Source organism: Curtobacterium sp. UNCCL17, assembly GCF_000686685.1.
In the GTDB taxonomy this organism is placed as follows: domain Bacteria; phylum Actinomycetota; class Actinomycetes; order Actinomycetales; family Microbacteriaceae; genus Curtobacterium; species Curtobacterium flaccumfaciens.
This window is the reverse complement of record NZ_KK366000.1, coordinates 481631-505441: the sequence shown is the minus strand read 5'-3', so window position 1 is coordinate 505441 and position 23811 is coordinate 481631. Positions and strand designations below refer to the sequence as shown.

The following is a 23811-nucleotide window of genomic DNA, read 5'->3' as shown; positions in this document are numbered from 1 at the left end:
ACAGGCCCGAAGGAGACACGTCATGCGCAAGACACTCGCCACCGGCCTCAGCGCCGGTGTCCTGTTCGCCGCCGCCGCGGCCGTACTGCCCGCGACCGCTGCGACCGCCGCCACCGGCGAGGCGACGCTCTCGGTCCTCCACGCCGTGCCGGACGTCACCGTCGACGTCTACCTCGACGGCGAACGTGCCATCGACGACTTCACCCCGGGCACCCTTGCCGGCCCCATGATGGTGCCGGCCGGTGCGCACCAGCTCGCGATCACCGCCTCGGACGCCACCGATGCGTCGAAGCCGATCATCGGCCCGGCGGACGTCTCGTTCGACGCCGGGGGCAACTACACCGCCGTCGCCCACGACGCCACGGACGGGTCACCCACCGCCACGGTGTTCACCAACGACACCTCGGCCGTCGCGGCCGGCCAGGGACGCCTGGTCGTCCGGCACGTCGCCGCCGCACCGGCCGTCGACGTCCTCGCCGGTGGGAAGCCCGTCGTGTCGAACCTGTCGAACCCCGACGAGCAGGCTCTCGAGCTGCCGGCCGGCACCGTGTCGGCGACCGTCGCCGCCACCGGGACCACCGACCCCGTGATCGGCCCGGCGGACGTCGCGGTCACCGCGGGCTCGTCGACCATCGTCTACGCCTGGGGCAGCCTGGACGACGACAACCTCGCCCTCGCCACGCAGACGATCGCAGACCTCGGCGGCACGCCGAACGGCGTCCCTGCCGGGAACGCCGGTCTCGTGGCCACGAACGACCAGGACCCCCTGTCCCTGGTCGGCGCAGCGGCGGCCGCACTGGCCGCCGCTGCCGCGATCGGGGCCGTGGTGCTCCGCCGCCGGCACACAGCGACCCGCCGCTGAACGTGCCACGCCCAGTGCGGTCCGCCACGGTGACGCTCGTCGTCGCCGTGGCGGCCGCCGCCCTGACCGGGTGCTCGTCGGCCGGGACCACCCCCGGCGGGCAGCCGTCCGTCCTGACGACCACCACCCCCACACCGGTCCCGTCGGCGTTCTCGACCGAGGTGCCACAGCAGGCCGCCACGATCCCCCCGGTCCGGGACGCCCCCGCCCCGACCACCATCACCGTCGACCACGCCGGCATCAGCGCGCCGGTCCGTCCGGAGGGGGTCGACGAGGACGGCGCGATGGCGCTCCCGCCCGACCCGGCCGCCGCGGGCTGGTACCGGTTCGGTGCCGCACCGTCGTCCACCGAGGGCACCGTCGTCATCGCGGCCCACGTCGACGCGGTCGGCTACGGCATCGGCCCGTTCTCCCGGCTCGGCGACGCCCCGTCCGGCACCCGGGTCACCCTGACCGACGCGGACGGTGCCGAGACCGCGTGGCGGATCGACTCCGTCAGCATGCTCGAGAAGCAGGGACTCCCCTGGGGTGAGGTGTTCCGTGACGACGGGCCCCGACGGCTCGTCCTGGTGACCTGCGGCGGGACGTTCGACACAGCCACCGGACACTACGAGAGCAACCTCGTCGTCACCGCGGTCCCGGCCTGACCGTGGCGACGATCCGCCCCCTACGATCGGACCGTGGTCGACGACGACCGCGCCAGCGACAGGAAGACGTGACGACCATCCTCCCGGACGACAGCGAGCTCTCGGACGCGTTCCGCGCCGGGGGCGAGCACGCCCTGCGAGCCGTCTACGAACGGTGGTCGTCGCTCGTGTACTCGCTGGCCCTGCGCGCCCTGGCCGACGCGGCCGCCGCGGAGGACGTCACGCAGCAGGTCTTCGTGAAGGCCTGGCAGCGCAGCACGAGCTACGACCCCGGCCGCGCCCCGCTCGGCGCGTGGCTGGTCGGCATCACCCGGAACTGCATCGCCGACGCGCAGAACGAGCGCCGACGGCACGCCAGCGCCGCCGACCCGGACGTGGTCGAGGAGACCACTCCGGCGCCGGAACCGGCCTTCGACCTGGCCGAACGCGCACTCGTCGCCGGCGAGCTCGAGCGGCTCGACGAGGTCCCACGGCGCGTGATGCGACTGGCGTTCTACGACGACCTCAGCCATCGTGAGATCGCCGACCGGCTCGAACTGCCGCTGGGCACCGTCAAGAGCCACATCCACCGAAGTCTGGCTCGGCTCCGAACACGTCTGGAGGTGATCGAATGAAGCACGTCGACGACGAGACGCTGGCGATGCTCGCGGTCTCCGACCAGGTCGCGACCGACGACGTCGCCGAGCACCTGGCGTCCTGCGACCGGTGCCGCGACGAGGTGGCCGCGCTGCAGCGGGTCGCCGCGGTGACCCGGGCGTCCGAGGACGTCACGCTGGCCGCGCCCCCGGAGCACGTTTGGGACCGGATCGCGGCCGAGATCGCCCGGACGCCACAGGCCGCGGCGCCGGCGACCGATCCAGGACGAGCGGCTGAACGCGCGTCCGCCGCCACGCCGTCCGACGGGCAGCACCACGCCGTGGCACGCCGACACCGATCCCGTCCGCGTCGTCGCCGTGTCCTGGCGCTGGTGATCGCCGGCGTCGGTGTCCTCGCCGTCGTCCTCGGCATCGGTGTGGCGTCGGGGGTCGTCCCCGGACTCCCCCGCGGCGACACCGAGACCGTCCTGGCGAACACCGAGCTCGCCGCACTGCCCGGTTGGTCGGGGACGACCGGCCGCGCCGAACTCGAACGTGACCAGGACGGTCGGGTGACCCTGCTCGTCGACCTGCACGGAGAGCGCGGTCGCTCCGGCACCGGTCCGCTGCGCGAAGTCTGGATGATGCGGTCGGACCTCGGCGGACTCGTGAGCGTCGGCTACCTCGACGGTGACCAGGGCCGCTTCACGGTGCCCGACGGCGTCGACACCGCGGAGTTCCCGGTCGTGGACGTCTCTGCCGAGGCCGACGACGGCGACCCGGCGCACTCCGGCGACTCGATCGTCCGGGGCACCCTGACCGATCCCTGAGCAGTTTCGTCCCCCGAAATTCCCAACTGTGACGTATTCGAGACCTCAGGACGCGCAACGGGTGTCGATCTTCCATCGGTTTATCTCATGAGCGTGTTAGCGTGGCGCGCATGACCGACACCACCACCGTCGTCTCGCCGGCATCTCCGGCGACCGCAGCACCCCTCCGTGAGGTCGGCGCCCTGATCCGGGGCGCCCGCAAGGGCCGCAGCATGACGCAGGCCCAGCTCGCCGAACGCGTCGGCACCAGCCAGAGCGCGATCAACCGCATCGAGCAGGGTGGGCAGAACCTGTCCCTCGAGATGCTCACCCGCATCAGCGACGCCCTCGACCAGCAGATCGTCTCGATCGGCGGCGCCCCGCAGCGCGCCCACCTGCGCGTGCAGGGCGGCCGGAAGCTCAGCGGCTCCATCGCGGTGAACTCGAGCAAGAACGCCGCCGTGGCGCTGCTCTGCGCCTCGCTGCTCAACCGCGGCGTGACCCGTCTGCACAAGGTCGCCCGGATCGTCGAGGTCGACCGCATCATCGACGTGCTCCGCAGCCTCGGCGCGAGCGTCACCTGGTCGGAAGACGGCGAGACCCTCGAGATCGTCGCCCCCGACGACCTGCACCTCGACGCGATCGACGCGGACGCCGCCCGCCGCACCCGCAGCGTGCTCATGTTCCTCGGCCCGCTCAGCGGCCGGTACGAGTCCTTCCGCCTGCCCTACGCCGGCGGCTGCGACCTCGGCACCCGCACGGTCGAGCCGCACCTCATCGCGCTGCGTCCGTTCGGCGTGGACGTCGAGGCGACCTCCGGCTGGTACGAGGTCGACGTCGCGAACCAGGCCGTCCCCACCAAGTCGGTCGTGCTCACCGAACGCGGCGACACCGTGACCGAGAACGCGATCCTGGCCGCCGCCGCCCGCGACGGCGAGACCGTCATCCGGAACGCCAGCCCCAACTACATGGTGCAGGACCTCTGCTTCTTCCTCGAGCTGCTCGGGGTGCAGATCGAGGGCATCGGCACCACCACGCTTCGCATCACCGGCAAGAGCAAGATCGACGAGGTCGTGGACTACTGGCCGAGCGAGGACCCGGTCGAGGCGATGAGTCTGCTGACCGCCGGCATCGTCACCGCGTCGACCCTCACCGTGACGCGTGCGCCGATCGAGTTCCTCGAGATCGAGCTCGCGACCCTGGCCGAGATGGGCCTGCGCTTCGACGTCAGCGAGGAGTACGCAGCCGCCAACGGCCGTACCCGCCTCGTCGACATCACGGTGCACCCGTCCGAGCTGCACGCGCCGATCGACAAGATCCACGCGATGCCGTTCCCCGGCCTGAACATCGACAACCTGCCGTTCTTCGTCGTGATCGCGGCCATGGCCGAGGGCACCACGCTCGTGCACGACTGGGTCTACGAGGGCCGGGCGATCCACCTGCTCGACCTCACCCGCCTGGGCGCGAGCGTCACCTTGCGTGACCCGCACCGCCTCGACGTCACCGGCCCGACGCACTTCTCCGGGGCCGAGATCAGCTGCCCGCCGGCACTGCGGCCTGCCGTGGTGATCCTGCTGGCGATGCTCGCGGCGAAGGGCGAGAGCGTCCTGCGCAACGTCGGCATCATCGCCCGTGGCTACGAGCAGCTGCAGGAGCGGCTCAACTCGCTCGGTGCGTCCATCGAGACGTTCCACGACTGACGCTGAACCCCCGCTAGACACCGGTGTTCGCCGGTTGAACACGCGCAGACCGCGGTTCTACACGCGAACACCGGTGTTTTGCGTTTCCCCCGACCGGCCCGTCCCCGCAAGTGGGGACGGGCCGTCACCCGTTCTGCGGAGTCCCCACGGGCCTCCAGGCCGATGCCCAGGAGCGCTCCATGCGCCGCCCAGCCCGACCGTGCTGGATGGGCAGATGGCCACGAGATCACTCCTGACCGTCCCCCTTCTCATCACCGTCGCGGCCGCCGCGGCGGCCTGGCTGGTGCTCGGCCCCGCCGCAGCGCTCGCCTTCGTGGCCCTCGCGTTCCTCGAGATCGCGATGGCCGCGGACTCGTCCGTGCCGATGGCCGGCATCGCCGGCCGGCTGCACTCCCCCGCCCGGCGGCTGTTCCTGTCGCTCGGCATCGTCGCGGGCGTGCTCGCGATGCGCCTGCTCCTGCCGCCGGCCGCCGTCGCGGTCGGCGACGCGACCGACCCGGCCAGCTCGGTCGAGGAAGCCGTCTTCGCGCCCGGCTCGTTCTCCGCGCACCTGGCCGAGGTGCGTCCCGCCCTCGCCGCCTTCGGCGCCGCGTTCATCTGGCAGGTCTTCGCCGAGTACCTGTTCAACACCGACCGCGCGTCCCGCAGGTCGTGGCTGGGCAGCCTGGAGGCGCGGCTCGCCTCCGTCGCGCGACCCCGCGTCTGGTCGCTGGTCACCGCTGCGACAGGGGTCGTGGTGACCTCCGTGCTCGTCGGGTCGCGTTCCGGGTGGGCCGCCGGTGCGCTGCTGCCGGTCGCGCTCGGCGGGGTGGCCGGCATCGCCGCGTACCTCGTGTCGAAGCGGACCGCGTCGTGGGCGCTGCGCAGCGGCCCCGTCGGCGGCGCGTCGGACACGGCGTCGATCGGGGTCGGCCGCGGTGCCTGGCGCATCCACCTCTACGCGTCGACCGTCGTGTTCGAGCGGGGGCTCGTCGTGTTCATGCTGTTCGAGATCCTCGACGGCGTGTACAGCCTGTCGGGGTCCGGGCCGCTCGGATCGGACGGGCTCGGGGCCCTCGAGCAGGCCGCCGTCGCCATCGGGGCGATCGGGGTGGGCGCGGTGTTCCTGGCCCGCCTGACCTCGCGGGTCGACCAGGCTGCGGGGCTCAAGCGGCTGCGGTACCTGAAGGCCGGGGCGGCGTACGTGCTCGGGGTGCTGTCAGTGCTGCTGTGGGCGAGTCTGCTCGTGCCGATCCCGGGCGTCGTCGTGGGGTGGTTCGGGACCGTCGTGATCGGGTCGGCGCTGGTGAGCTCCCTGCCGTGGCGCGCGTGGTGGCGGCGGGTGGTGCGGCGGCCGCGGGCGGTGTGATGCTGCGGCTCGTGACGGGTCGTGCGGCGTGGTGCGGCGCGTCGTCCGGGTGTGGTGCGGCGCGTCGTCCGGCTGTTCTGGAAGGATCCACCGTGGATCGGCGTTGACTGGCGGGTCGGACGACGATCGGAGTGCACGTGCTGGGACCGGAACTGGTGGTCGTGCTCGGCCTCGCGATCGCACTGACGGCGGCCGTGGCCGACCGGATCCGGATCGCACCACCCGTGCTGCTCCTGGTCTTCGGCGCGCTGCTCGGGCTCGTGCCGGAGTTCGCGGACGTCGAGCTCCCTGCCGAGGCCGTGCTGCTGCTGTTCCTGCCGGCGCTGCTCTACTGGGAGAGCCTGACGACGTCGCTCCGCGAGATCCGGAAGAACCTGCGCGGCATCGTCCTGATGGGCACCCTGCTCGTCGTGGTGACCGCCGGTGCCGTCGCCGTGCTGCTGCACCTGCTCGGGATGCCGTGGGGGCCGGCCTGGGTGCTCGGCGCCGCGGTCGCCCCGACCGACGCGACCGCGGTCGGCGTGCTCACGAAGATGCTGCCGCGGCGGAACGTCACGGTGCTCCGCGCCGAGAGCCTGGTGAACGACGGCACCACCCTCGTCGTCTACGGCATCGCGGTGGCCGTCACCGTCGGCACGCAGGAGCTCACGTTCTGGGGCGTGTCCGGCATGCTCGTCCTGTCCTACATCGGCGGGGTCGCCGCCGGGCTCGCCGCCGCCTGGATCGGGACGATGGTGCTGCGGCGCGTCGACACCGTCGTGCTCGAGAACCTCGTCACCCTGCTCGTGCCCTTCGCAGCCTTCCTGGCCGCCGAGGCCATCGGCGCCTCCGGCGTGCTCGCCGTCGTGGCGGCCGGCATCGTCGTCAGCCAGGTCGGCCCCAAGCTCGACCGCGCCGAGACCCGACAGCAGGTGCGCGCGTTCTGGTCGTTCCTGACCTTCCTGCTCAACGGCGCGCTGTTCGTCCTGGTCGGTATCGAGGCGATGGTCGCCGCCCGCGCGCTCGACCCCGCCGACCTGCTGCGTGGGACCGGGATCGTCTTCGCGGTCGCGGTGCTGCTCGTCATCGTGCGGTTCGCGTTCCTCAACGCCGCGGGCGGGACCATCTGGCTCGTCACCCGGCGCACCGGCGGGGAACCCCGCGAAGGGCACCGCGACCGGCTCGTCAGCGGGTTCGCCGGGTTCCGGGGCGCGGTGTCGCTCGCCATGGCCGTCGCCGTGCCGCGCACCCTGGAGTCCGGCGGAGACTTCCCCGAGCGGGACCTCATCGTCTTCGTCACCGCCGGCGTGGTCATCGTCACGATCGTCGGCCAGGCCCTCGTGCTGCCGGCCGTCCTGCGCCGCGCCGCGCTGCCCGAGGACGAGTCCGTCAGCGAGGAACGTCGCTACGCCGAACGCACCGCCATCGAGGAGGCGCTCGATGCGCTCCCCCGCCTGGCACGGTCGACCGGAGCCGATCGTGCCACCGTCGATCGCCTGCGGAAGGAGTACGAGGCACACCTCGACGTGATCGAGGCCCGCGAGGGGGACGACGACGACCACCCCGCGCTGCAGCGGCACGACAACGCGGTCGCCCTCGAGCTCGCACTCGTCCAGCACAAGGCGAGGACCCTGTTGCGCCTGCGCGACGCCGACGAGATCGACGACCTGGTGCTGCGCCAGGTGCGTGCGGGCTACGACGCGGAAGAGGCGCGGTTGGATGGCATCGAGTCGGTGGCGTCACCGCCCACGTCGTCGTAGGGCGCTCCGCGCACACCTGGTCGAAACGGGCGTACCCGGTCTGTCGTTCTGACCAGGTACGCCCGTTTCCCGTCCCCATTGCAGCCGTCATGGGAAGGAACGCACTCGCTCGGCCGGCCGGTCAGGGCCGCGCGTCGAACCGTCGGCGGTAGCTCGAGGGTGTGCTGCCGAACGCCGCGGTGAAGTTCTGCCGCAGCGTGACCGGGTTGCCGAACCCGCACGCTGCGGCGATCCGATCGACAGGCAGGTCGGTGGCCTCGAGCAGCCGACGGGCCTCGTCCAGACGGCGACTCCGTACCCAGGCCGCCGGGGTGGTGCCGGTCGATGCCTTGAAGGCCCGGACGAAGCTACGGCGGCTCATGTGGGCCGCCGCAGCGAGTCGGTCGACGCCGAGATCCTCGTCCAGGTGCTCGACCGCCCAGGCCGATGCCGTCGCCACCGGGTCGTCGCCCAGACGCTGCACGACCGGGCGCTCGATGTACTGGGCCTGCCCGCCTTCGCGGTGCGGCGCGACGACCAGGCTCCGCGCGACCCGGTTCGCCGCGTCGGCGCCCAGCCGCGTCCGCACGACGTGCAGGCACGCGTCCAGCCCGGACGCCGTGCCCGCCGAGGTCAGCACGTCACCGTGGTCGACGTAGAGCACGTCGGCGTCGACGGTGACGTCGGGGTGAGCGGCGGCGAGCCGGTCGACCTCGCGCCAGTGCGTGACGGCGCTGCGTCCCGCGAGGAGCCCGGCACCGGCGACTGCGATCGACCCGAGGCACAGACCGGCCACGACCGATCCCCGCGCGTGCGCGTCGACGACCGCCCGCTCCGTCGGTGCCGGCAGGCGAGTGCCGTCGTCGGTCCAGGACGGCACGAAGCAGTTCAGCTCCGTCTTCGCCCACACGGACCTGCTCGCCTGGCTGCAGGAGCGGTCGATCGACACGGTCACCCTGGTCGGCTTCATGACGAACAACTGCATCATCGCCTCAGCTGCCGAGGCGGAAGCGCTCGGCGTCTCGGTCGAGGTGCTGTCCGACGCGACCGGCGCGATCAACATCGTCAACGCCGGCGGGGCCGTGTCGGCCGAGACGGTGCACCGCACGCTGATGGCGCTGTTGCAGTCAAACCTCGCCGCGGTGGCACCGACCGCGGAGTGGACGTCGGCACTCACCGCCGGAGTCGCGATCCCCGGAGACGCGCTGCCGACGTCTGCCGTCGCGGGAACCCAGCGGTTCCCCGGCTGACATCCGTTCTCATCTATAAATGTATTGCAACTTCTGCATGTTTGACTTACGCTGAGGGCATCCCAACCGACGATCAGCAGGAGGTCACCATGGCCGAGCACGAGAACAGCGCAGAGCACACCGTCGCCGAGCACACCCACCAGGACGGCTGCGGCCACGAGACGGTCCAGCACGAGGACCACGTCGACTTCGTCCACGACGGACACAAGCACGCCCAGCACGGCGACCACTACGACGAGCACTGATCTCCTGATCAGCGCAGGCCCGTGATCAGCACCGATCGACGGACCTGCACGACGGCCCCGACGCACCGCGCCGGGGCCGTCGTGTTGCATGCACGTATGCGCGTGCGCTTACATGAGTCCATGTCAGACGGGATCGAAGCAGCAGCCGAACTCTTCAAGGCGCTGTCCTCGCCCGCCCGACTCCGGATCCTGTCCGCGCTGATCTCCCAGCCTTCCGACGTCGGCTCCCTCGCCGAAGCGACCGAGCTGTCGCAGCCCCTGGTGTCCCAGCACCTCCGCACGCTGCGGCTCGCGGGCATCGTGCAGGTCGAGCGCATCGGGCGGAACGCCGTCTACTCGCTGCACGACGAGCACATCGCCCACATCGTCGGTGACGCGGTCAGCCACGTCAGCGAGTCCGAAGCCGGCTGAACCGCCGGCCACAGGCAGACTCCGTTCAGCAGCAGTCGCAACCCTCGCGCTCGCGCTCCCCGGTCAGCGCCGACACCGGCTGCTTGCACGCGTCACCGCGCCAGGCTTCGAGACCCTCGCGCACGGCGAACACGACCACGACGAGTCCTGCGAGCGGATCGGCCCACCACCAGCCGAACAGGCTGTTCGCCAGCAGGCCGAGCAGCACCGCCGCCGACAGGTAGCTGCAGATCAGCGTCTGCTTCGAGTCGGCGATCGCCGACGCCGAGCCGAGCTCGCGTCCGGTCCGCCGTTCGACGAGGCTCAGGAACGGCATGACCGCCAGGCTCACCGCGGCCAGGACGATGCCGACCGGACTGTGCTCCGGCAAGCGGACACCGGTGAAGGTCAGGACGGCATCGGCGCTGACCACCAGGGCGAGCCCGAAGAACGAGACCGCGATCACCTTCAGCGCCGTTCGTTCCCGGGTCTCCGGGTCACGCCCGGCGAACTGCCACGCGACGGCCGCTGCCGACAGGACCTCGACGATCGAGTCGAGCCCGAAGCCGATCAGCGCGGTGGACGACGCCGCCGAACCGGCGGCGATCGCCACGACGGCCTCGATCACGTTGTAGGCGATGGTCGCCGCGACGATCCACCTGATCCGTCGCCGGAGCACGCCGACACGGGCCGGCGCGAGCGACACCGAAGCCGTGGTCACCGCTCGACCTCGCATCCGTCGTCGTCGGCGACGTCCACCGCCAGCACCACGTCGACCAGGGACTCCAACGCGTGGGTGAGGTTGCCGTCCGCGATCTCGTAGCGGGTCCGACGGCCCTCGGGGACGGCGACGACGATCCCGCAGCCGCGCAGGCACGACAGGTGGTTCGACACGTTCGTCCGCGTCAGCTCGAGTTCCTCGGCGAGCCGCGCCGGGTAGCCGGGTTCGTCGAGCAGCCTGAGCAGGATCCGCGCACGCGTGGGGTCGGAAAGCGCCCGCCCGAGACGGTTCAGCACGTCGTGCCGCGAGGCAATGGTCAGCATGTGCTGACCATACCCGCTCGGGGTCAGACGTCCGAGAGTCGACGCCCCGTCAGCGCGTCGTTCCAGCTCGTGCGGCGGCCGGGAGCACGCGACTCGTGCACGCCGTCGTGGCCGCGTGGTCGATCACACCGCCAGCGGTCGAAGACGCTGCAGCAGCGGTGGTCGGACTGGTGGTCGGTGTCGGGGTTCTCGCGCATCGCACCGATGAGACGTCACGACGCGCCGTTTCGTCACGAACCGGCGCCGAACTCCATGCACCACGGACGATGGTGAGCAGGAACGGTCGAGTCCCCCTTCAGCACCCGACCGTTCCTGCTCACCAAGCACCCGGCGACGCGAGCGCAGCGCCCGCGACGCGAGCCCCCGCGCCTAGCGCTTCAGGTTCGTGAGCTCCTGCAGCACCTCGTCCGAGGTGGTGATGATGCGGGCGTTCGCCTGGAACCCGCGCTGCGCCACGATCAGGTTCGTGAACTCCTGCGACAGGTCGACGTTCGACATCTCGAGCGTCCCCGCAGCGAGCGAACCGACGCCCGCCGAGCCGGGACCGCCGACCGTCGCACCGCCCGAGTTCGCGGTGGCGCGGTAGCCCGACGCCCCGGTCTTCTCGAGGCCGGCCGGGTTGGCGAACGTGGCGAGGGCGATGCGGCCGAGCGCGAGCGACGCGCCGTTCGAGAACGTGCCGGTGACGGTGCCGTCCTTCGAGATCGAGTAGCCCTGCAGCGCGCCGGCCTCGCGGCCGTTCTGCGAGCCGATCGCCGCGGTGTTGAGCGAGGCGAACCCGGTCAGGTCGCCCATGTCGACCCGGATGCCCCCGACGGCGAGGGTGCCGCCGGCGGTCAGCTTGCCGTCGGCGCCGAAGGTCAGCGAGGTCGTCGCCGTGGTGCCCTGGCCGTTGCGCCCGGTGACGTCCCAGCCGTCGGCGGTGCGCGTGTAGGCGAGCGACATCGTGTGCTTGGCTCCCGAGGCGTCGTAGACGGTGGCCTCGCGCGTGATGGTCTGGCCGACCGCGGTCTCGGACGGCAGGTTGCCGGCGACCGTGGCGGCGGTGGTGCGGACCGCCGGGGCTGCGGCGTCGAGCGGCAGCGTGATGTCGGACAGCTGGCCGTTCTCGTTGACGACGCCGTTCGTGGCCGGGTAGCCCTGCACGATCTTGCCGTCGGCGGTGACCAGGCGGCCGTCCGCGTCGAAGTCGAACGCACCGGCGCGGGTGTAGACGGTGTCGTTGCCCAGGCGGGTGACGAAGAAGCCGTCGCCCGAGATCATCAGGTCGGTCGCCTTGCCGGTGGCCTGCGCCGAGCCCTGCGAGAAGTTCGTGGAGACTCCGGCGACCTGCACGCCCAGGCCGATCTGGGCGGGGTTCGTGCCGCCGATGCCGGTCTGCGGTCCGCCGGCGCCCTGGGTCATCTGCGACAGGGTGTCCTGGAACACGGTGGTCGACGACTTGAAGCCGACGGTGTTGACGTTGGCGATGTTGTTGCCGGTGACGTCGAGCATCTGCTGGTGGGAGCGGAGGCCGGAGATCCCGGAGTAGAGCGAGCGGAGCATGGTGCGTCCTTTCGGAGAGGCAGGAAGAGCGAGGGAGAACGAGGGAGAACGAGGGAGAGCGAGGAAGTACGAGGAAGGAAGGAGCGGGCGTCAGGACGCCGGAGCGGTGGTGGTGATGCCGGAGATCACGTCGAGGGCGACCTCCTTCCCGTTCACGGTGACCGTGGGGACGCTGTTCGCGTACGACACGGCCGAGGCGGTCCCGGTGACGGACTTGCCCGAGTCGGCGTCGGTGTAGCTGACCTGCTTGCCGACGAGGTTCGCTGCGGCGATGCGCATCTGGAGCGAGAAGTTCTCGTTCCCCGTCGTGGTCTGGTTGGTGATCTGCTCCATCATCGCGAGCTGCGTCTGCTGGCTGATCATCTGGTTGGTGTCCATCGGCGAGGACGGGTCCTGGTTGCGCAGCTGCGTGACGAGCAGCTTCATGAAGACCTCCGAGTCCATCGTCTGGGACTTCTGGGCCGTCGAGTTGGCGGCCAGTGCCGCTGCCTGCGCGGTCGGGTCCACGCTGCCGGTGATGCCGTCGATGGGCATGGTGAGTTCCTGTTCGTGAGCCGGATCAGGCGAGGACGTCGAGTCCCGCGGTGCGGATGGAGGGCGTGTGGGCGGTGGGCTGCGCGCGCGGGGTGACCCGCGCCTCCAGGCCGGGGTCGCCAGGCAGGGCACGCGCGGCCGGACGCTCGTCGCGACCCGGCGCGTCCTGCGGCTGGTTCTGCGACGACAGGTCGAGCGTGGTGCTCACACCGGTGCCGGCCGCGTCCCGCCGCAGGTCCGGCAGGACCTGGCGGACGGCCTCGCGGCCGGCGTCCGACGCGGCGAACAGCTCGACGTGCATGCCGTGTGCGGTGACGTGCGCGCGGACCGTGACCGGGCCGAGGCTGTCCGGCACGACCTGCACGGTGACGACGTGCTCGCCGGGGCCGGCCTGTGCGAGCGAGAACACCGGTCGCGCCAGCTGCTGGGCGAGCGGTGCCGGGGCCGGCGCGGTCGTCGCGGCGGGCGCGGCGGTCGGCGTCGTCGACATGACGAACGGCGTCTCGCCACCGCGGCTGGGGGCGACGGCCGGGAGGCCCGGATCACCCGGCGTCGACGCCTGCTGCTCCGTCCCGTGGCCGGCTCGGGAGCCGGTGCCGGCTGCCGGGGCGGCCGTGACGACCGGCGCCTGGCCCGGGGCCACGGTGGCGGTGTCGCCGTCGGTGGTGCGGGTGGCGGCGGGGGCCGCGATCGCGGGAGCGGCCGCCGGGGCGGTGGTCGCCACGTCGGTCGCGGCTGTGGTCGCCGAGACAGCGGTCGTCGCGGCTGTGGTGGTCGCGGGGGTGGCGCCCGCGACGATCGTCGCGGCGGCGGCCGGAGACGCGGTGCCAGCGGGCGACACGGCGGTGGTCGCCGTGCCCGTCGTCGGTCCGGCAGCGTTCTGGCGTGCACCACCCGATGCCGGTGTCTGCTGCGGGGCCGCCGTGGCGGAGGCGGTGGTCGGCGCCGGGGTCGACGGGACCGGCGTCGAGGTGTGCTCGTTGACCGACGCCGGTGTCGCGGTCGTTCCGGCGGTCACCCCCGTGGCCACGGCGACGTGCTGGTCGCCAGCGGGCGTCTCGGCGGCGCCGGTGACCGACTGGTCCCCCGTGCCAACCGCGAGGCCCGCCGGAGCGATCGGTGCGGTCACGGCCACGAGTCCGGCGGCGAGCAGCTCCTGCGCGTCGACCGACGGGGAACCGGTCGCGGGCACCGACTGGTCCGACGCGGACGCGGACGTGGACGCAGACGGCGTGGCGGCGGTGCTCCGCGTCGCGGCCGAGCCGTCCGCCGTGCGGCCGTCGGTGTCGTCCCGCCCGGCGGCACCGTCTCCTGGGCGCCGCTCGGTCGCGACGGCGGCGGTCAGTGCCGCGCCGAAGGACCCGGCAGCAGCGGGGTCGGACGAAGCACCCCGGGTGGAGCCCGGTGCGGTGGCCACGGACGGCTGGGGGGCGATGGTCAGGCTCATGCGGCGCTCCCGGACTGCATCATGGACAGCAGCGCGGCGGTCTGCAGGTCGGTCGCGGAACGCGCTGTCGAGGCGGTCGGCGCGGCGACGGCCGCCGGGGCCGCCTGTGCGGGGACGATCCGGCGGATGGTCGCGATGTCGCCCTGGGAGTACCAGTTGTCGACGATTCGGACGTCCTTGCCGGGGCGCGGCGCGTGCAGCACCTTGCCGTCGCCGACGTAGATGACGACGTGGCCCTCGCCCTTCGGGATGATCAGGTCGCCGGGCTGCGCGTCCTTCAGGGAGCCGACCTCGACGCCCATCTTCGCCTGGTCCGGCACGACCCGGGGCATCGTGACCCCGAGGTCCTTGAAGACCGTCTGCACCAGGCCCGAGCAGTCCATGCCCGCGGTCGTCTCCCCACCGAACACGTACGGCACACCGAGGTACTTCTTCGCGTCGGCCACGACGTCGGCGCCGGTCGCACCGCTGCCGGTGGCGAGGGTTCCGGCCCCGGCGTCGACCGAGGTCGCGGGGGCACGGGTGCCCGTCGCGGAGGCTGCTGCGGTCGCGCCGGCAGCGGTCGCCGCGCCGGTCGTGCCGTCGGCGGTGGCGAGGGCGTCGGCGAAGGCCGAGGACCCCGCGGCACCGCCGGTGGCGGACGCGCTCGGGGCAGCCGTGGCCGTCCCGCCGCGCAGCGTGTCGATCTGCGACCGGATCTCCGAGATCCGGGAGAGCACCGCTTCGACGCTCATCGGGCACCACCTTCCGTGCGGCGTCGTGCCGCGATCTCGTCGAGGGCGTTCTGTTCGGACCGGAGTTCCTCGGCCGCCTGCTGCTCGGTGTGCTTGCCCTCGAGCTTCTCGAGGCCGACGGCGGCACGACGGGCGGCGGTGTAGTCCTGCTGTGCCCGGTCGGCGTCGGCACGGCGGTTCTGCACCACGGCGTCGAGTTCCTCGAGCATCCCGCGGGTCGCGGCACGTGCTGCGGCGACGGCGCTCAGGGTGGCGGCGTCCTGGATGGGCTGGGCGTCCTCGCTGTCGGCGAGGCTCCGGCGTGCGGCGATCCGGGCGTCGGCTGCGTCACGGACGCGCTCGTTCGCGGTGGCCAGCGTGGCGGCGGCACGGTCCTGTTCGGTGTGACGCAGGCGCAGGAGTCCGGCGAGCGGGAAGCGGCGGGCCATCACGACACCCCCAGCTGCTGCACGAGGCCGCCGAGGCGCTGCCAGGACGCGTCGGCGGTCGCCCGCTCGTCCATGCCCTGGCGCAGGAACGCGTCGATCGATCCCTGGTGGTCGACGGCGGCGTCCACCAGCGGGTTCGACCCGCGCTGGTAGGCGCCGACGTCGAGCAGGTCCTGGGCACCGGCACGGGCGGCCATCACCTTCCGCAGCACGGTGGCGGCGGCACGCTGCTCGGGTCGGGTGACCTTCGAGGCGACGCGGGACACCGAGCCGAGGGCGTCGACCGACGGGAAGTGCCCGGTGATCGCGAGCTTGCGGTCGAGCACGACGTGGCCGTCGAGGATGCTGCGGGCCGCGTCGGCGATCGGCTCGTTGTGGTCGTCGCCGTCGACCAGCACGGTGTACATGCCCGTGATGCTGCCGACGCGGTCGGTCCCGGCGCGCTCGAGCAGACCCGCGAGCACCGAGAACGTCGACGGCGGGTAGCCCCGGGTGGCCGGCGGTTCCCCCACCGACAGCCCGATCTCACGCTGCGCCATCGCGACGCGGGTGAGCGAGTCCATCATGAGCACGACGTCCTGGCCGGCGTCGCGGAACGACTCGGCGATGCGGGTGGCCACGAACGCGGCACGCAGGCGCATGAGCGCCGGCTCGTCGGAGGTCGACACGACGACGATCGAGCGGGCGAGCCCCTCGGGTCCCAGGTCGTCCTCCAGGAACTCGCGCACCTCGCGGCCGCGCTCCCCCACCAGGGCGATGACGTTGACGGCCGCGTCGCTCCCGCGCGCGATCATCGACAGCAGCGACGACTTGCCCACGCCGGAGCCGGCGAACAGGCCCATGCGCTGCCCGCGGCCGACGGTGGTCAGGGTGTCGAGCACACGGACGCCGAGCTGCATCGGGGTGTCGATGCGGGTCCGGGCCATCGCGCTCGGGGTGTCGTGGTCGAGCGGGACCCAGGTGACCGGTTCGCCGCCGGGGCCTTCGAGCGAGCCGCGGCCGTCGATCGGTCGGCCGAGTCCGTCGAGCACGCGGCCGAACAGACCGGATCCGGTCGGCACGAGCACCGGGCGGCCGGTCGGACGCGCCGGCGTGCCCGCGGTCACGCCGGTCAGGCGGCCGAGCGGCATGCAGCGGACGCCCGAGGCATCGGTGGCGACGACCTCGACCGCGGTCTGTTCGCCGTCCTCGGCGCCGACCGTGACGACCTCGCCGACGCGGGCGTCGAGCCCGGCGATCGTCAGCCCCAGGCCGACGGCGCTCGTGACGACACCGACCCGCTGGGGTGCGGCCCGCAGCAGCGCCTCGTCGAGACCGCGCGGACGGAGCAGCGTGGCGGTCACCGGTCGGCTCCCGTCGCGTCGACCCCGAGGGCCGTGCGGGCGCGGTCGAGCGCCGTGGCGATGCGCGCATCGAGCATGCCGTCCGGCAGGTCGACGACGGCGTCGCCGTCGCGCAGGGCGCCGTCGGCGACGACCGGCACCGGCAGGTCGAGGCCGGCGACGCGCGCGGTGTCCGCCGGGCTCAGCCGGACGGCCACCGGGACCGTGCGGTCCACGGACGCGAGCGCGCGCCGGACGGTGGCCTCCGCGCCGGACGCGATCCGGGCCTCCCGGCTGCCCGGTCCGTCCGGACCGACGACGGTCGCGTCGTGGGCGGGCCTGGAGGCGCGGACCACGTTCCCGACGATGGCCTCGGCCAGGTCGACTGCCGCGCTCGCGACCGACGCCTCGGCGTCCGCCAGGACGGGTGCGACCGTGGAGAGCATGGCGTTCGTGGCGGCGTCGAGGACCGCGATCCGGCGTGCCGTGTCGGCCTGCAGCGCGGTGACCCGCGCGGCGTGCTCGGCCTCGAGCCGGTTGCGCAGGGCGTCGGTCTCGGCCTGCGCGGCCCGCAGGCCGGCGGTGTACCCGGCCGCGTGCCCGCGGACATCCGCGCTCGACGCACGCTCGCGTCCGGCGGGGTCGGCGAGCACCGGGAAGGCGACGCGGTGCACGACGGTGTCAGTCAACGAGCTCGTCCTCCTCGGCGCGGTGCACGGTGACGACGCCCTGGGCCTCGAGCTCGCGCACGGAGCGGACGACCTCGGCACGGGCTTCCTCGACCTGCGAGACGCGGACCGGGCCCATGGCCTGCAGTTCGTCGTCGAGGAGTTCGCGGTTGCGCTCGGACACGTTCGCGCGGATGGTCTCGACGACGGGTCCGGCTGCGCCCTTCATGGCGGTCGCGAGGATCTTCGAGTCGATGCCGCGCAGCACCTGCTGGATGTCGCGGGACTCGAGCTTCACGATGTCCTCGAAGGTCAGCATGCGGGAGCGGATGTCCTCGGCGAGCTCCGGGTCGCGGGCTTCGAGCCCCTCGAGCACGGCCTTCTCGGTCGCGACGTCCGAGCGGTTGATGATGTCGACCAGGGGTGCGATGCCACCGACGACCTCGACGCTCTCGCGCGGCGACACGACGGCCCCGGCGCGCTGGCGCAGCACACCGGCGACGATGCCGACGGCCTCGGGGGTCGCACTGCCCATGGTCGCGAAGGCCTGGGCGACGTCGGTGCGGACGCGCTCGTCGATCCCGGCGAGCACGGCACTGGCCTGCCCGGGGCCCAGGTGGGCGAGCACGAGCGCGATCGTCTGCGGCAGCTCGCCCTCGAGCAGGGAGATGACCTGGCCGGGTTCGGCGTCGTCGAGGAAGTCGAACGACTGGCCGGCGAGGTTCGAGGCCAGACGGTCCATCACGCCGGCGGCCCGCTCGGCACCGAACGACGCCTCGAGCAGCCCGAGGGCGGTCTCCCTGCCGCCGCGCTTCTGGAGCCGGCCGCTCATCGTGATCCGGTGGAACTCCGACAGCGTCTGGTCGACGACGGTGTCCTCGACGCGGCGCATCCGGACGATCTCGGCGGAGATCTCCTCGGCCTCCATCTCGGTGAACTGCTTCATCACCTCGGCGGCGCGGTCGGTCTCCATCTGCATGAGGATGAGCGCGACCTTCTGCGCACCGGTCAGGGCACGGTCGCTCGGACCGGAACCGCCGCCGGGGCTCGGCATCAGCGCGCTCACACCGGTGCCCGGTCGTCGAGGAGCCCGCGCAGGAGCTCGGCGGTGCGCTTCGGGTCGCGCTCGGCCAGGGCGGAGATGTCCTGACGGCGGCGCTCGGCGGTGATCTCCTCGGTCGTCAGCACCTCGGTGGGGGCGTCGCCGCCGGGCATCGCCGACAGCACCGCGGTCGGGGCGTCACCGGCACCGAGCGTCGCCCGGTCGTCGACGCCGTCCATCGCGAGGGGCAGCTGGAACGTCTCACCGGCGAAGGCGTCGAGCTCGCCGAGGTCGACGGCCTCGCGCTCCTGCTTCCGGTTGCGGCGGGCGACGAAGAACATGATCGCGATGACGGCGAGGACGATGCCGATCACGATGCCTGCGGTGCGGATCGACGACCACAGTGCTTCCTGCTGGTCGGCCTTCTGCTGGGCCTCGAGGGCCTTCGCGGCCTGGTCGGAAGCGCTCGTGTCGAAGTCCATCATCGCGACCTTGACCTGGTCGCCACGGTTCCGGTCGACACCCGCGGCGGCGGACACCAGGTCGTTGATGCTCTGCAGGTTCGCGTTCTGCACCGCGTCGGCCTTCGAGTTCAGCGCGACCGAGATGGTCTGCCGGTCGAGCCCGCCCGAGGGGATCTGCGTGGTCTCGGTGGTGTGGTCGACGGCGTTGTTCTTCGTCGCCGATTCGTTCTTGTACCCGTCGTCGCCGGTGCCGCTCGTCGCGGTGCCGTTCGGGACGGCGATGTTGTCCGGACCGAGGACCCCGGTCGCGCCGGTCCCCGCACCGGCGCCGGCGCCGTACTCCTCGGTGGTGCTCGACTCGTTCAGCGCGACCGGGCCCGACGTGGGAGACGTGTAGCTCTCGGACGTCCGGGTGCCGGACTCCTGGTTCATCGTCCCGGAGACCACGACGGTCGCGTTGCCGACGCCGAGCGTGGTGTCGAGCAGGTCCTGGATCTTCTTGCTCGTCGCCGCGTCGTAGTCGGCGGCCTGGTCCGCGCCGCTCCCGGTCGCACCGGTGCCGACGGCGGACAGGGTCTGGCCCTTCGCGTCGACGACCGAGACGTCGGTCGGCTGCATGCCCTCGACCGAGGCGCTCGTCAGGTGCACGATGGCCTGCACCTGGTCGGTGCTCAGCTGCGTGCCGTTCTCGGTCGCGATGAACACCGACGCGGTCGGGTCCTTCTCCTCGGAGACGAACACCGACTTCTCCGGGATCGCGAGCTGCACGGTGGCGGTCTGCACGCCGTCCATCGCACCGATGGTCTTGGCGAGCTCGCCCTCCATCGCGCGCTTGTAGGTGACGTCCTGCTGGAACTCCGAGCTCGTCACGCCCATCTTGTCGAGCAGCGAGTAGCCGCCCTCGTTCGACGACGGCAGGCCGTTCGACGCCGCCTTGAGCCGCTCCGAGTACACCTGCGCCTGCGGCACGAGGATCGTCGCGCCGCCGTCGGTGAGCTGGAACGGCACACCGTCGGTCTGCAGCTGGTCCGTGATGGAGCTCGCGTCGGCCGCGGCGAGCCCGGTGAAGAGCGGGGCGTAGGACGCCTTGCCGAGCCAGGACGCGAGGGCGATCCCACCGAGCACGAGTGCCGCGATCGCCAGGATCGCGATGGTGCGCTGGGCGGCGGAGAAGCCCTTCACGTAGGCGCTGAGGCGCGCGAAGACGTTCTTGACGGCGACGGGCATCAGGCCTGCATCCTCATGATCTCGTTGAAGGCGTCGACGCCCTTGTTGCGGACGGCGGAGACGAGCTCGAGCGTGACCTGCGCGCGGGTGGCGGCGATCGTGGCGTCGTGGATGTCGTCGAGATTGCCGGTCACGGCCTTGAGCGCGAGGGTCTTCGAGTCGCTCTGCAGCGACTGCAGTCCGTCGACGGCGTTGCCGAGGCTCGCGGCGAACCCGCTGCCGTCGGTCGTCGCGCCGGCGGCACCGGTCGCGTTCGTGCTGTCGCTGGACGTCCCCGACACACTCGTCAGGGCGTTCGTCATCGCGTTGGTGGTCACACCGTTCACGGCGTCGATGGGCATCAGTTCTTCCCGATCTGCAGTGCCGCCTCGTAGGCGGTCTTGGCACGGTCGACCACGGCGGCGTTCGCCTGGTAGCCGCGCTGGGCCATGATGAGGTCCGCCATCTGCGTGCCGAGGTCGATGTCGGGCATGCGGACGTAGCCCTCCTCGTTCGCGAGCGGGTTGTCCGGGTCGTAGGTCACACGGCCGGCGGCGCTGCCGAATGCCGCGCCCTTGATGTAGGCGCCGGAGACGCCGTTGCCCTCCTGCACCTCGACGTAGCGCGCCTGGAACGCGGTGTCGTCCATCGACTTCACGGTGTTCGCGTTGGCGATGTTGTCCGAGACGGCGTCGAGCCACTTCCGGTGCACGGTCAGGCCGGTGCTCGCGATGCCGATCGCGTCGAAGGTCGTCACGAGTTCGTCCGCATCGCCGCACGGACGCTGGTGAGCTCGGAGTTCATCGCCTGCGTGGCGAACTGGTACCGCAGCACGGTGTCGATGTTCGACAGCGTCTCCTCGTCGAGGTTGACGTTGTTGCCGTTCGTGTTCGTCGGCTCGAGGCTGCGCGCCATCGTCGGCGTGGTGGCACCGTCGCCGTCCACGATCGACTTCGCCAGGGCGTCCTCGAACTGGACCTTCTCGGCGTGGTAGTTCGTCGTGTTGATGTTCGCGATGTTGTTCGCGATCACCTTCTGGCGCATCGACAGACCGTCGAGTGCGCTCTGCAGCGCGACGCTCGTCACGGAATCGAACACGAAAGGGTCCCCTCGTCAGGCGTCGTCGGTGCGACGTCGCCGTGCGGTGGTGGCCGATCCCTGGCCGAACTGGTGAGCGATCCGTGCTCGAGTGGCGCTATCGGAGTCCGTCGTCCGCCGCGTTAGGCGTCGCCCCGAACGGGGGGCGGGGGTGCGGGTGCGGCGTCGGTGTGCGGTGTCGCCCGTTGCGCGCGCGGACAGTTGCACGCGCACGGGAGCGACACCGTCGACGTCGTACGACATCGACATCGTCGCCCCGTGCACGCGCCACCAGTTGCACGCGCGCGGAAGCGACGGAGCCGACGTCGTACGACAACGACGACGTCGCCCGTTGCGCGCGCCAGCAGTTGCACGCGCGCGAGAGCGACAGGGTCGCCGTCGTACGACGACGACATCGTCGCTCCGTGCACACGCTGCCGGTTGCGCACGCGGGCAGTTGCACGGGCGCGGAAGCGACAGGGCCGCCGTCGTACGACGACGACATCGTCGCCCGCGGGCGCGGGTCAGGCGGAAGCGTCGAGGTACACGGAGCCGCGGGGCTCGCGCGTGGCGTCGACGGCGCGCAGGGCACCGAGGTGCTCCAGCGTCGAGCGGCGGTCCGCCTCGAGCACCGTCATCCGGTCGCGCTGCGCGGCGAGCAGCCGGGAGGCCCGTCCCACCAGGTCCCGCGGCAGCGGTCCCAGCCCGGCCGGCTCCGACCACCCGGCCACGGCCGTGGAGTCGGCCGCCTGCCCGGCGGCGTCGTGCTCCAGGGAGGCGAGCAGGGCCTCCCATGCGGCTCGTCCGTCCGGCTGCTCAGGCGACAGCTCTGCGGACGGATCAGGCGACACCGAGGGCTCCCCCGGTCGGCTGCTGCGTGGTGGGCGTCGCGGGCAGCGACGCGGCTGCCTCGTGCCACGACTGACGCAGCGGCTCGAGGATCCGGATGCAGTCACGGGTGGCCTGCACGTCGCGGTGCACGTTCGCCGTGATGAGCGAGGTGGAGGCGTAGTTGTAGACGGCGAGCAGACCCTCGCCGCCGTCCCAGACGTCGATCCGGAGGGTGCTCGAGAGCTCACCGACGATCGCCTGGGCGTGCAGGAGCTGCTCGCGGGCCGCCTCCCAGTCGGCGGCGACCTGCGCGGCCTCGGCACGGTGCAGGTCGAGCAGCAGCCGGTCGTAGAGCATCGTCACGAGCTGGGCCGGCGTCGCCGACAGCACGGCCTCGTTCGTGTACTGGGCACGACGCTGGTCGGTGACGGTGCGCGGCTGGGCGGCCTGGCGGAAGGCGGCTGCCTGGAAGTCGAAGGTCATGGTCGTTCCCGTCAGCTCGACGTCGAGGCCAGCTGGCCGGCGAGCCAGCTCGACTGCGACTGGAGCTTGCTGAGGCTGGTCTCGAGGGATGAGTAGAGGGTCTGCAGCGCGGCCCGGCGCCTCGTCAGCCGGTCGGTCCAGCTGTCGATCTGGGTGTTGAGGTCCTTGGCGACGGCCTGCTGCCCGGTGATGGACGTGGTGACGGAGCCGTCGTACTTGTCGGAGGCGGCGCTGGCCGCGGCACCGACGTTCGCGGCGACGCCGGAGAGCATCGCCTGGGTGGCCTTCGGATCGGCGGCGAGTGCCTTCTGGAAGACCTCCGGGTCGAAGGTGAAGCTGCCGTCCCTCGTGATCTCGATCCCGATCGTCGACGGCGACTTGCCGTCGACGGGGGCGGACATCGTGCTCGTGAGCCGCTGCACGGCGTCGCGGGACGCACCGTCGCCGAGCAGGACGCCGGCCTTCGTCGTCGTGGTGCCGGACGTCGCGCTGGTCGAGCTCGACACCGCGGTGTTCGTCTTGTAGTAGGCGGCGACCGCGTTCATCGCGTCGACGAGCCCGGAGGCCACGGACTGGGCCTTGGTGGTGTCCTGCGCGACCGTCACGGTGACGGGTTCGGTGGTGGCCTTCGACACGGTGACGTCGAGCCCGGGGACGAGCCCGGTGAAGGTGTTCGTCGCGCTCGTCACCGTCTGCGCGGCGGCGGTGCCGGCCCAGAGGGTGACGCTGGCGTCGGTCGCCGTGGTGACGACGGCGGCACCGGTCTCGGTGAGGACGTTCGTCGCGGTGCCCGCTGCCACGTCGTCGGCGCCGCCCCGGTACACCTGGAAGCCGCCGGCTGCCCCGGTCGTGGCGGACGTGAGCTGCAGGCGGTAGAGCTTGCTGCCGTCGGCGTCGGTGCCGGCGGAGACCTTCGTCGCGGTGACGCCCGCACCGGACTTGTTCAGGGCGGACACGGCGTCGTCGAGCGAACCGGACGCCGGCGTCACGGTGGTCGACTTGCCGTCCGCGCCGACGATCGTGATCGGCTGCGCACCGGTCGACCACGTCGACATCGCGGCCGTGACCCCGACCTGTGCCGAGGCGGTCGAACCGACGGTGAAGCTGATGGAGCCGGCGGTCGCCCCGGTACCGGTGACGGCGGTGACGCTCGGCGCGGTGCTCGTCGCGGCGAAGAGGTCGAGCGACGAGGCCTTCGCGGCATCCGTGGCCTTCGTGGCGAGCCCCTGGATCAACCCGTTGAGCGTCTGCAGTGACGAGATGAACGAGTTGGTGGTGATGAGCTTGTTCTTGAGCAGGGTCTGCGGGACCCCCTCGACGCTCATCAGCGAGTTGATGAGGTCGGTCGTCTTGAGACCGCTGACCAGACCGTCGATCGCGAGGCTGCTGCTCGAGGACACGGACGAGGACATCGTCGACACTCCCTGGCGTCGTGGAGGTTG

At 72.1% G+C, this 23811-nt stretch carries 29 protein-coding genes; 10 read left to right on the top strand and 19 right to left on the bottom strand.

Features of this window, described 5'->3' with window-relative positions; all coding sequences use genetic code 11:
- Positions 1–22 precede the first annotated feature (22 nt).
- The 7 genes from BR70_RS0107280 (at position 23) to BR70_RS0107245 (ending at position 7680) form a co-directional block, all read left to right on the top strand.
- Positions 23–862, top strand: coding sequence for a DUF4397 domain-containing protein (locus BR70_RS0107280; protein ID WP_027465532.1), 840 nt, complete (start codon positions 23–25; stop codon positions 860–862).
- Positions 863–891: 29 nt separating this feature from the next.
- Complete coding sequence (locus BR70_RS0107275; protein ID WP_027465531.1) at positions 892–1509, top strand: class F sortase; 618 nt, start codon at positions 892–894, stop codon at positions 1507–1509.
- A gap of 68 nt (positions 1510–1577) precedes the next feature.
- On the top strand, positions 1578–2123 hold the full coding sequence (locus tag BR70_RS0107270; RefSeq protein ID WP_027465530.1) for an RNA polymerase sigma factor: 546 nt from the start codon (positions 1578–1580) through the stop codon (positions 2121–2123).
- The gene (locus BR70_RS0107265; RefSeq protein ID WP_027465529.1) at positions 2120–2914 is read left to right on the top strand and encodes an anti-sigma factor; all 795 of its coding nucleotides are present in this window, start codon (positions 2120–2122) and stop codon (positions 2912–2914) included. Before BR70_RS0107270 ends, BR70_RS0107265 begins: the two co-directional genes overlap by 4 nt.
- 110 nt (positions 2915–3024) lie before the next feature.
- Positions 3025–4593, top strand: coding sequence for a helix-turn-helix domain-containing protein (locus BR70_RS0107260; protein ID WP_027465528.1), 1569 nt, complete (start codon positions 3025–3027; stop codon positions 4591–4593).
- 214 nt (positions 4594–4807) lie between these two features.
- The gene (locus BR70_RS0107255; RefSeq protein WP_027465527.1) at positions 4808–5941 is read left to right on the top strand and encodes a DUF475 domain-containing protein; all 1134 of its coding nucleotides are present in this window, start codon (positions 4808–4810) and stop codon (positions 5939–5941) included.
- A gap of 137 nt (positions 5942–6078) precedes the next feature.
- Positions 6079–7680, top strand: a complete 1602-nt coding sequence (locus tag BR70_RS0107245; protein WP_027465526.1) for a Na+/H+ antiporter — start codon at positions 6079–6081, stop codon at positions 7678–7680.
- A gap of 121 nt (positions 7681–7801) precedes the next feature.
- On the opposite strand, the gene BR70_RS19985 is transcribed toward BR70_RS0107245, so the two are convergent.
- Positions 7802–8455 carry a GlxA family transcriptional regulator gene (locus BR70_RS19985; protein WP_197019640.1) on the bottom strand — a complete coding sequence of 218 codons (654 nt, stop codon included), beginning with the start codon at positions 8453–8455 and terminating at the stop codon, positions 7802–7804.
- A 58-nt stretch (positions 8456–8513) separates the two neighbouring features.
- Between BR70_RS19985 and BR70_RS23195 the strand changes: the two genes are divergently transcribed.
- The 3 genes from BR70_RS23195 (at position 8514) to BR70_RS0107225 (ending at position 9565) form a co-directional block, all read left to right on the top strand.
- Positions 8514–8909 (top strand): isochorismatase family protein, encoded by a 396-nt coding sequence (locus BR70_RS23195; RefSeq protein WP_051596715.1) that lies wholly within the window; start codon positions 8514–8516, stop codon positions 8907–8909.
- An 89-nt stretch (positions 8910–8998) separates the two neighbouring features.
- Entirely contained in the window at positions 8999–9154 is a 156-nt protein-coding gene (locus tag BR70_RS19975; protein WP_017887460.1) for a hypothetical protein, read from the top strand.
- A gap of 120 nt (positions 9155–9274) precedes the next feature.
- Positions 9275–9565: an ArsR/SmtB family transcription factor gene (locus tag BR70_RS0107225; RefSeq protein ID WP_027465525.1), complete on the top strand. Its 291-nt coding sequence runs from the start codon at positions 9275–9277 to the stop codon at positions 9563–9565.
- A gap of 25 nt (positions 9566–9590) precedes the next feature.
- Here BR70_RS0107225 and BR70_RS0107220 read toward each other — a convergent pair whose 3' ends face one another.
- From BR70_RS0107220 to fliD, 18 genes are all read right to left on the bottom strand, one after another.
- Entirely contained in the window at positions 9591–10280 is a 690-nt protein-coding gene (locus BR70_RS0107220) for a cation efflux transmembrane domain-containing protein (protein ID WP_027465524.1), read from the bottom strand.
- Entirely contained in the window at positions 10262–10588 is a 327-nt protein-coding gene (cmtR, locus tag BR70_RS0107215) for a Cd(II)/Pb(II)-sensing metalloregulatory transcriptional regulator CmtR (protein ID WP_027465523.1), read from the bottom strand. The genes BR70_RS0107220 and cmtR overlap by 19 nt, the downstream gene beginning before the upstream one ends.
- Before the next feature lie 23 nt (positions 10589–10611).
- Complete coding sequence (locus tag BR70_RS23190) at positions 10612–10785, bottom strand: hypothetical protein (RefSeq protein ID WP_155896813.1); 174 nt, start codon at positions 10783–10785, stop codon at positions 10612–10614.
- 172 nt (positions 10786–10957) lie between these two features.
- A complete protein-coding gene (locus tag BR70_RS0107205; protein ID WP_027465522.1) occupies positions 10958–12133 on the bottom strand; it encodes a flagellar hook protein FlgE in 1176 nt (391 codons plus the stop codon).
- A gap of 90 nt (positions 12134–12223) precedes the next feature.
- Positions 12224–12667 (bottom strand): flagellar hook assembly protein FlgD, encoded by a 444-nt coding sequence (locus BR70_RS0107200; RefSeq protein ID WP_027465521.1) that lies wholly within the window; start codon positions 12665–12667, stop codon positions 12224–12226.
- A gap of 25 nt (positions 12668–12692) precedes the next feature.
- Positions 12693–14114 (bottom strand): flagellar hook-length control protein FliK, encoded by a 1422-nt coding sequence (locus tag BR70_RS0107195; protein ID WP_027465520.1) that lies wholly within the window; start codon positions 14112–14114, stop codon positions 12693–12695.
- Positions 14111–14848 (bottom strand): C40 family peptidase, encoded by a 738-nt coding sequence (locus tag BR70_RS23850; protein WP_027465519.1) that lies wholly within the window; start codon positions 14846–14848, stop codon positions 14111–14113. Before BR70_RS23850 ends, BR70_RS0107195 begins: the two co-directional genes overlap by 4 nt.
- Complete coding sequence (locus BR70_RS0107185; protein ID WP_027465518.1) at positions 14845–15276, bottom strand: flagellar FliJ family protein; 432 nt, start codon at positions 15274–15276, stop codon at positions 14845–14847. The genes BR70_RS23850 and BR70_RS0107185 overlap by 4 nt, the downstream gene beginning before the upstream one ends.
- Positions 15276–16619, bottom strand: a complete 1344-nt coding sequence (locus BR70_RS0107180) for a FliI/YscN family ATPase (RefSeq protein ID WP_027465517.1) — start codon at positions 16617–16619, stop codon at positions 15276–15278. Before BR70_RS0107180 ends, BR70_RS0107185 begins: the two co-directional genes overlap by 1 nt.
- A complete protein-coding gene (locus BR70_RS0107175; protein ID WP_027465516.1) occupies positions 16616–17287 on the bottom strand; it encodes a FliH/SctL family protein in 672 nt (223 codons plus the stop codon). The genes BR70_RS0107180 and BR70_RS0107175 overlap by 4 nt, the downstream gene beginning before the upstream one ends.
- A complete protein-coding gene (fliG, locus tag BR70_RS0107170) occupies positions 17280–18320 on the bottom strand; it encodes a flagellar motor switch protein FliG (protein ID WP_051596782.1) in 1041 nt (346 codons plus the stop codon). Before fliG ends, BR70_RS0107175 begins: the two co-directional genes overlap by 8 nt.
- An 8-nt stretch (positions 18321–18328) precedes the next feature.
- Positions 18329–19999 carry a flagellar basal-body MS-ring/collar protein FliF gene (gene fliF, locus BR70_RS0107165; protein ID WP_027465514.1) on the bottom strand — a complete coding sequence of 557 codons (1671 nt, stop codon included), beginning with the start codon at positions 19997–19999 and terminating at the stop codon, positions 18329–18331.
- Positions 19999–20340: a flagellar hook-basal body complex protein FliE gene (gene fliE / locus BR70_RS0107160; protein ID WP_027465513.1), complete on the bottom strand. Its 342-nt coding sequence runs from the start codon at positions 20338–20340 to the stop codon at positions 19999–20001. Before fliE ends, fliF begins: the two co-directional genes overlap by 1 nt.
- Positions 20340–20735: a flagellar basal body rod protein FlgC gene (locus BR70_RS0107155; RefSeq protein WP_027465512.1), complete on the bottom strand. Its 396-nt coding sequence runs from the start codon at positions 20733–20735 to the stop codon at positions 20340–20342. The genes fliE and BR70_RS0107155 overlap by 1 nt, the downstream gene beginning before the upstream one ends.
- Complete coding sequence (locus tag BR70_RS0107150) at positions 20732–21076, bottom strand: flagellar basal body protein (protein WP_017886135.1); 345 nt, start codon at positions 21074–21076, stop codon at positions 20732–20734. The genes BR70_RS0107155 and BR70_RS0107150 overlap by 4 nt, the downstream gene beginning before the upstream one ends.
- A 503-nt stretch (positions 21077–21579) precedes the next feature.
- Positions 21580–21906 carry a hypothetical protein gene (locus BR70_RS0107145; RefSeq protein ID WP_027465511.1) on the bottom strand — a complete coding sequence of 109 codons (327 nt, stop codon included), beginning with the start codon at positions 21904–21906 and terminating at the stop codon, positions 21580–21582.
- Positions 21896–22369, bottom strand: a complete 474-nt coding sequence (fliS, locus tag BR70_RS0107140) for a flagellar export chaperone FliS (RefSeq protein WP_027465510.1) — start codon at positions 22367–22369, stop codon at positions 21896–21898. Before fliS ends, BR70_RS0107145 begins: the two co-directional genes overlap by 11 nt.
- 11 nt (positions 22370–22380) lie before the next feature.
- On the bottom strand, positions 22381–23769 hold the full coding sequence (gene fliD, locus BR70_RS0107135) for a flagellar filament capping protein FliD (RefSeq protein WP_231495661.1): 1389 nt from the start codon (positions 23767–23769) through the stop codon (positions 22381–22383).
- Positions 23770–23811 lie beyond the last annotated feature (42 nt).

What these genes read in the sequence shown, in the direction of transcription:
- BR70_RS0107280 (WP_027465532.1), top strand. Translation starts at nt 23, where the DNA reads ATGCGCAAGACACTCGCCACCGGCCTCAGCGCCGGTGTCCTGTTCGCC.
- BR70_RS0107265 (WP_027465529.1), top strand. Translation starts at nt 2,120, where the DNA reads ATGAAGCACGTCGACGACGAGACGCTGGCGATGCTCGCGGTCTCCGAC.
- BR70_RS0107260 (WP_027465528.1), top strand. Translation starts at nt 3,025, where the DNA reads ATGACCGACACCACCACCGTCGTCTCGCCGGCATCTCCGGCGACCGCA.
- BR70_RS0107255 (WP_027465527.1), top strand. Translation starts at nt 4,808, where the DNA reads ATGGCCACGAGATCACTCCTGACCGTCCCCCTTCTCATCACCGTCGCG.
- BR70_RS19975 (WP_017887460.1), top strand. Translation starts at nt 8,999, where the DNA reads ATGGCCGAGCACGAGAACAGCGCAGAGCACACCGTCGCCGAGCACACC.
- BR70_RS0107225 (WP_027465525.1), top strand. Translation starts at nt 9,275, where the DNA reads ATGTCAGACGGGATCGAAGCAGCAGCCGAACTCTTCAAGGCGCTGTCC.
- BR70_RS0107220 (WP_027465524.1), bottom strand. Translation starts at nt 10,280, where the DNA reads ATGCGAGGTCGAGCGGTGACCACGGCTTCGGTGTCGCTCGCGCCGGCC.
- cmtR (WP_027465523.1), bottom strand. Translation starts at nt 10,588, where the DNA reads ATGCTGACCATTGCCTCGCGGCACGACGTGCTGAACCGTCTCGGGCGG.
- BR70_RS23190 (WP_155896813.1), bottom strand. Translation starts at nt 10,785, where the DNA reads ATGCGCGAGAACCCCGACACCGACCACCAGTCCGACCACCGCTGCTGC.
- BR70_RS0107205 (WP_027465522.1), bottom strand. Translation starts at nt 12,133, where the DNA reads ATGCTCCGCTCGCTCTACTCCGGGATCTCCGGCCTCCGCTCCCACCAG.
- BR70_RS0107200 (WP_027465521.1), bottom strand. Translation starts at nt 12,667, where the DNA reads ATGCCCATCGACGGCATCACCGGCAGCGTGGACCCGACCGCGCAGGCA.
- BR70_RS0107195 (WP_027465520.1), bottom strand. Translation starts at nt 14,114, where the DNA reads ATGAGCCTGACCATCGCCCCCCAGCCGTCCGTGGCCACCGCACCGGGC.
- BR70_RS23850 (WP_027465519.1), bottom strand. Translation starts at nt 14,848, where the DNA reads ATGAGCGTCGAAGCGGTGCTCTCCCGGATCTCGGAGATCCGGTCGCAG.
- BR70_RS0107185 (WP_027465518.1), bottom strand. Translation starts at nt 15,276, where the DNA reads ATGGCCCGCCGCTTCCCGCTCGCCGGACTCCTGCGCCTGCGTCACACC.
- fliG (WP_051596782.1), bottom strand. Translation starts at nt 18,320, where the DNA reads ATGCCGAGCCCCGGCGGCGGTTCCGGTCCGAGCGACCGTGCCCTGACC.
- fliF (WP_027465514.1), bottom strand. Translation starts at nt 19,999, where the DNA reads ATGCCCGTCGCCGTCAAGAACGTCTTCGCGCGCCTCAGCGCCTACGTG.
- fliE (WP_027465513.1), bottom strand. Translation starts at nt 20,340, where the DNA reads ATGCCCATCGACGCCGTGAACGGTGTGACCACCAACGCGATGACGAAC.
- fliS (WP_027465510.1), bottom strand. Translation starts at nt 22,369, where the DNA reads ATGACCTTCGACTTCCAGGCAGCCGCCTTCCGCCAGGCCGCCCAGCCG.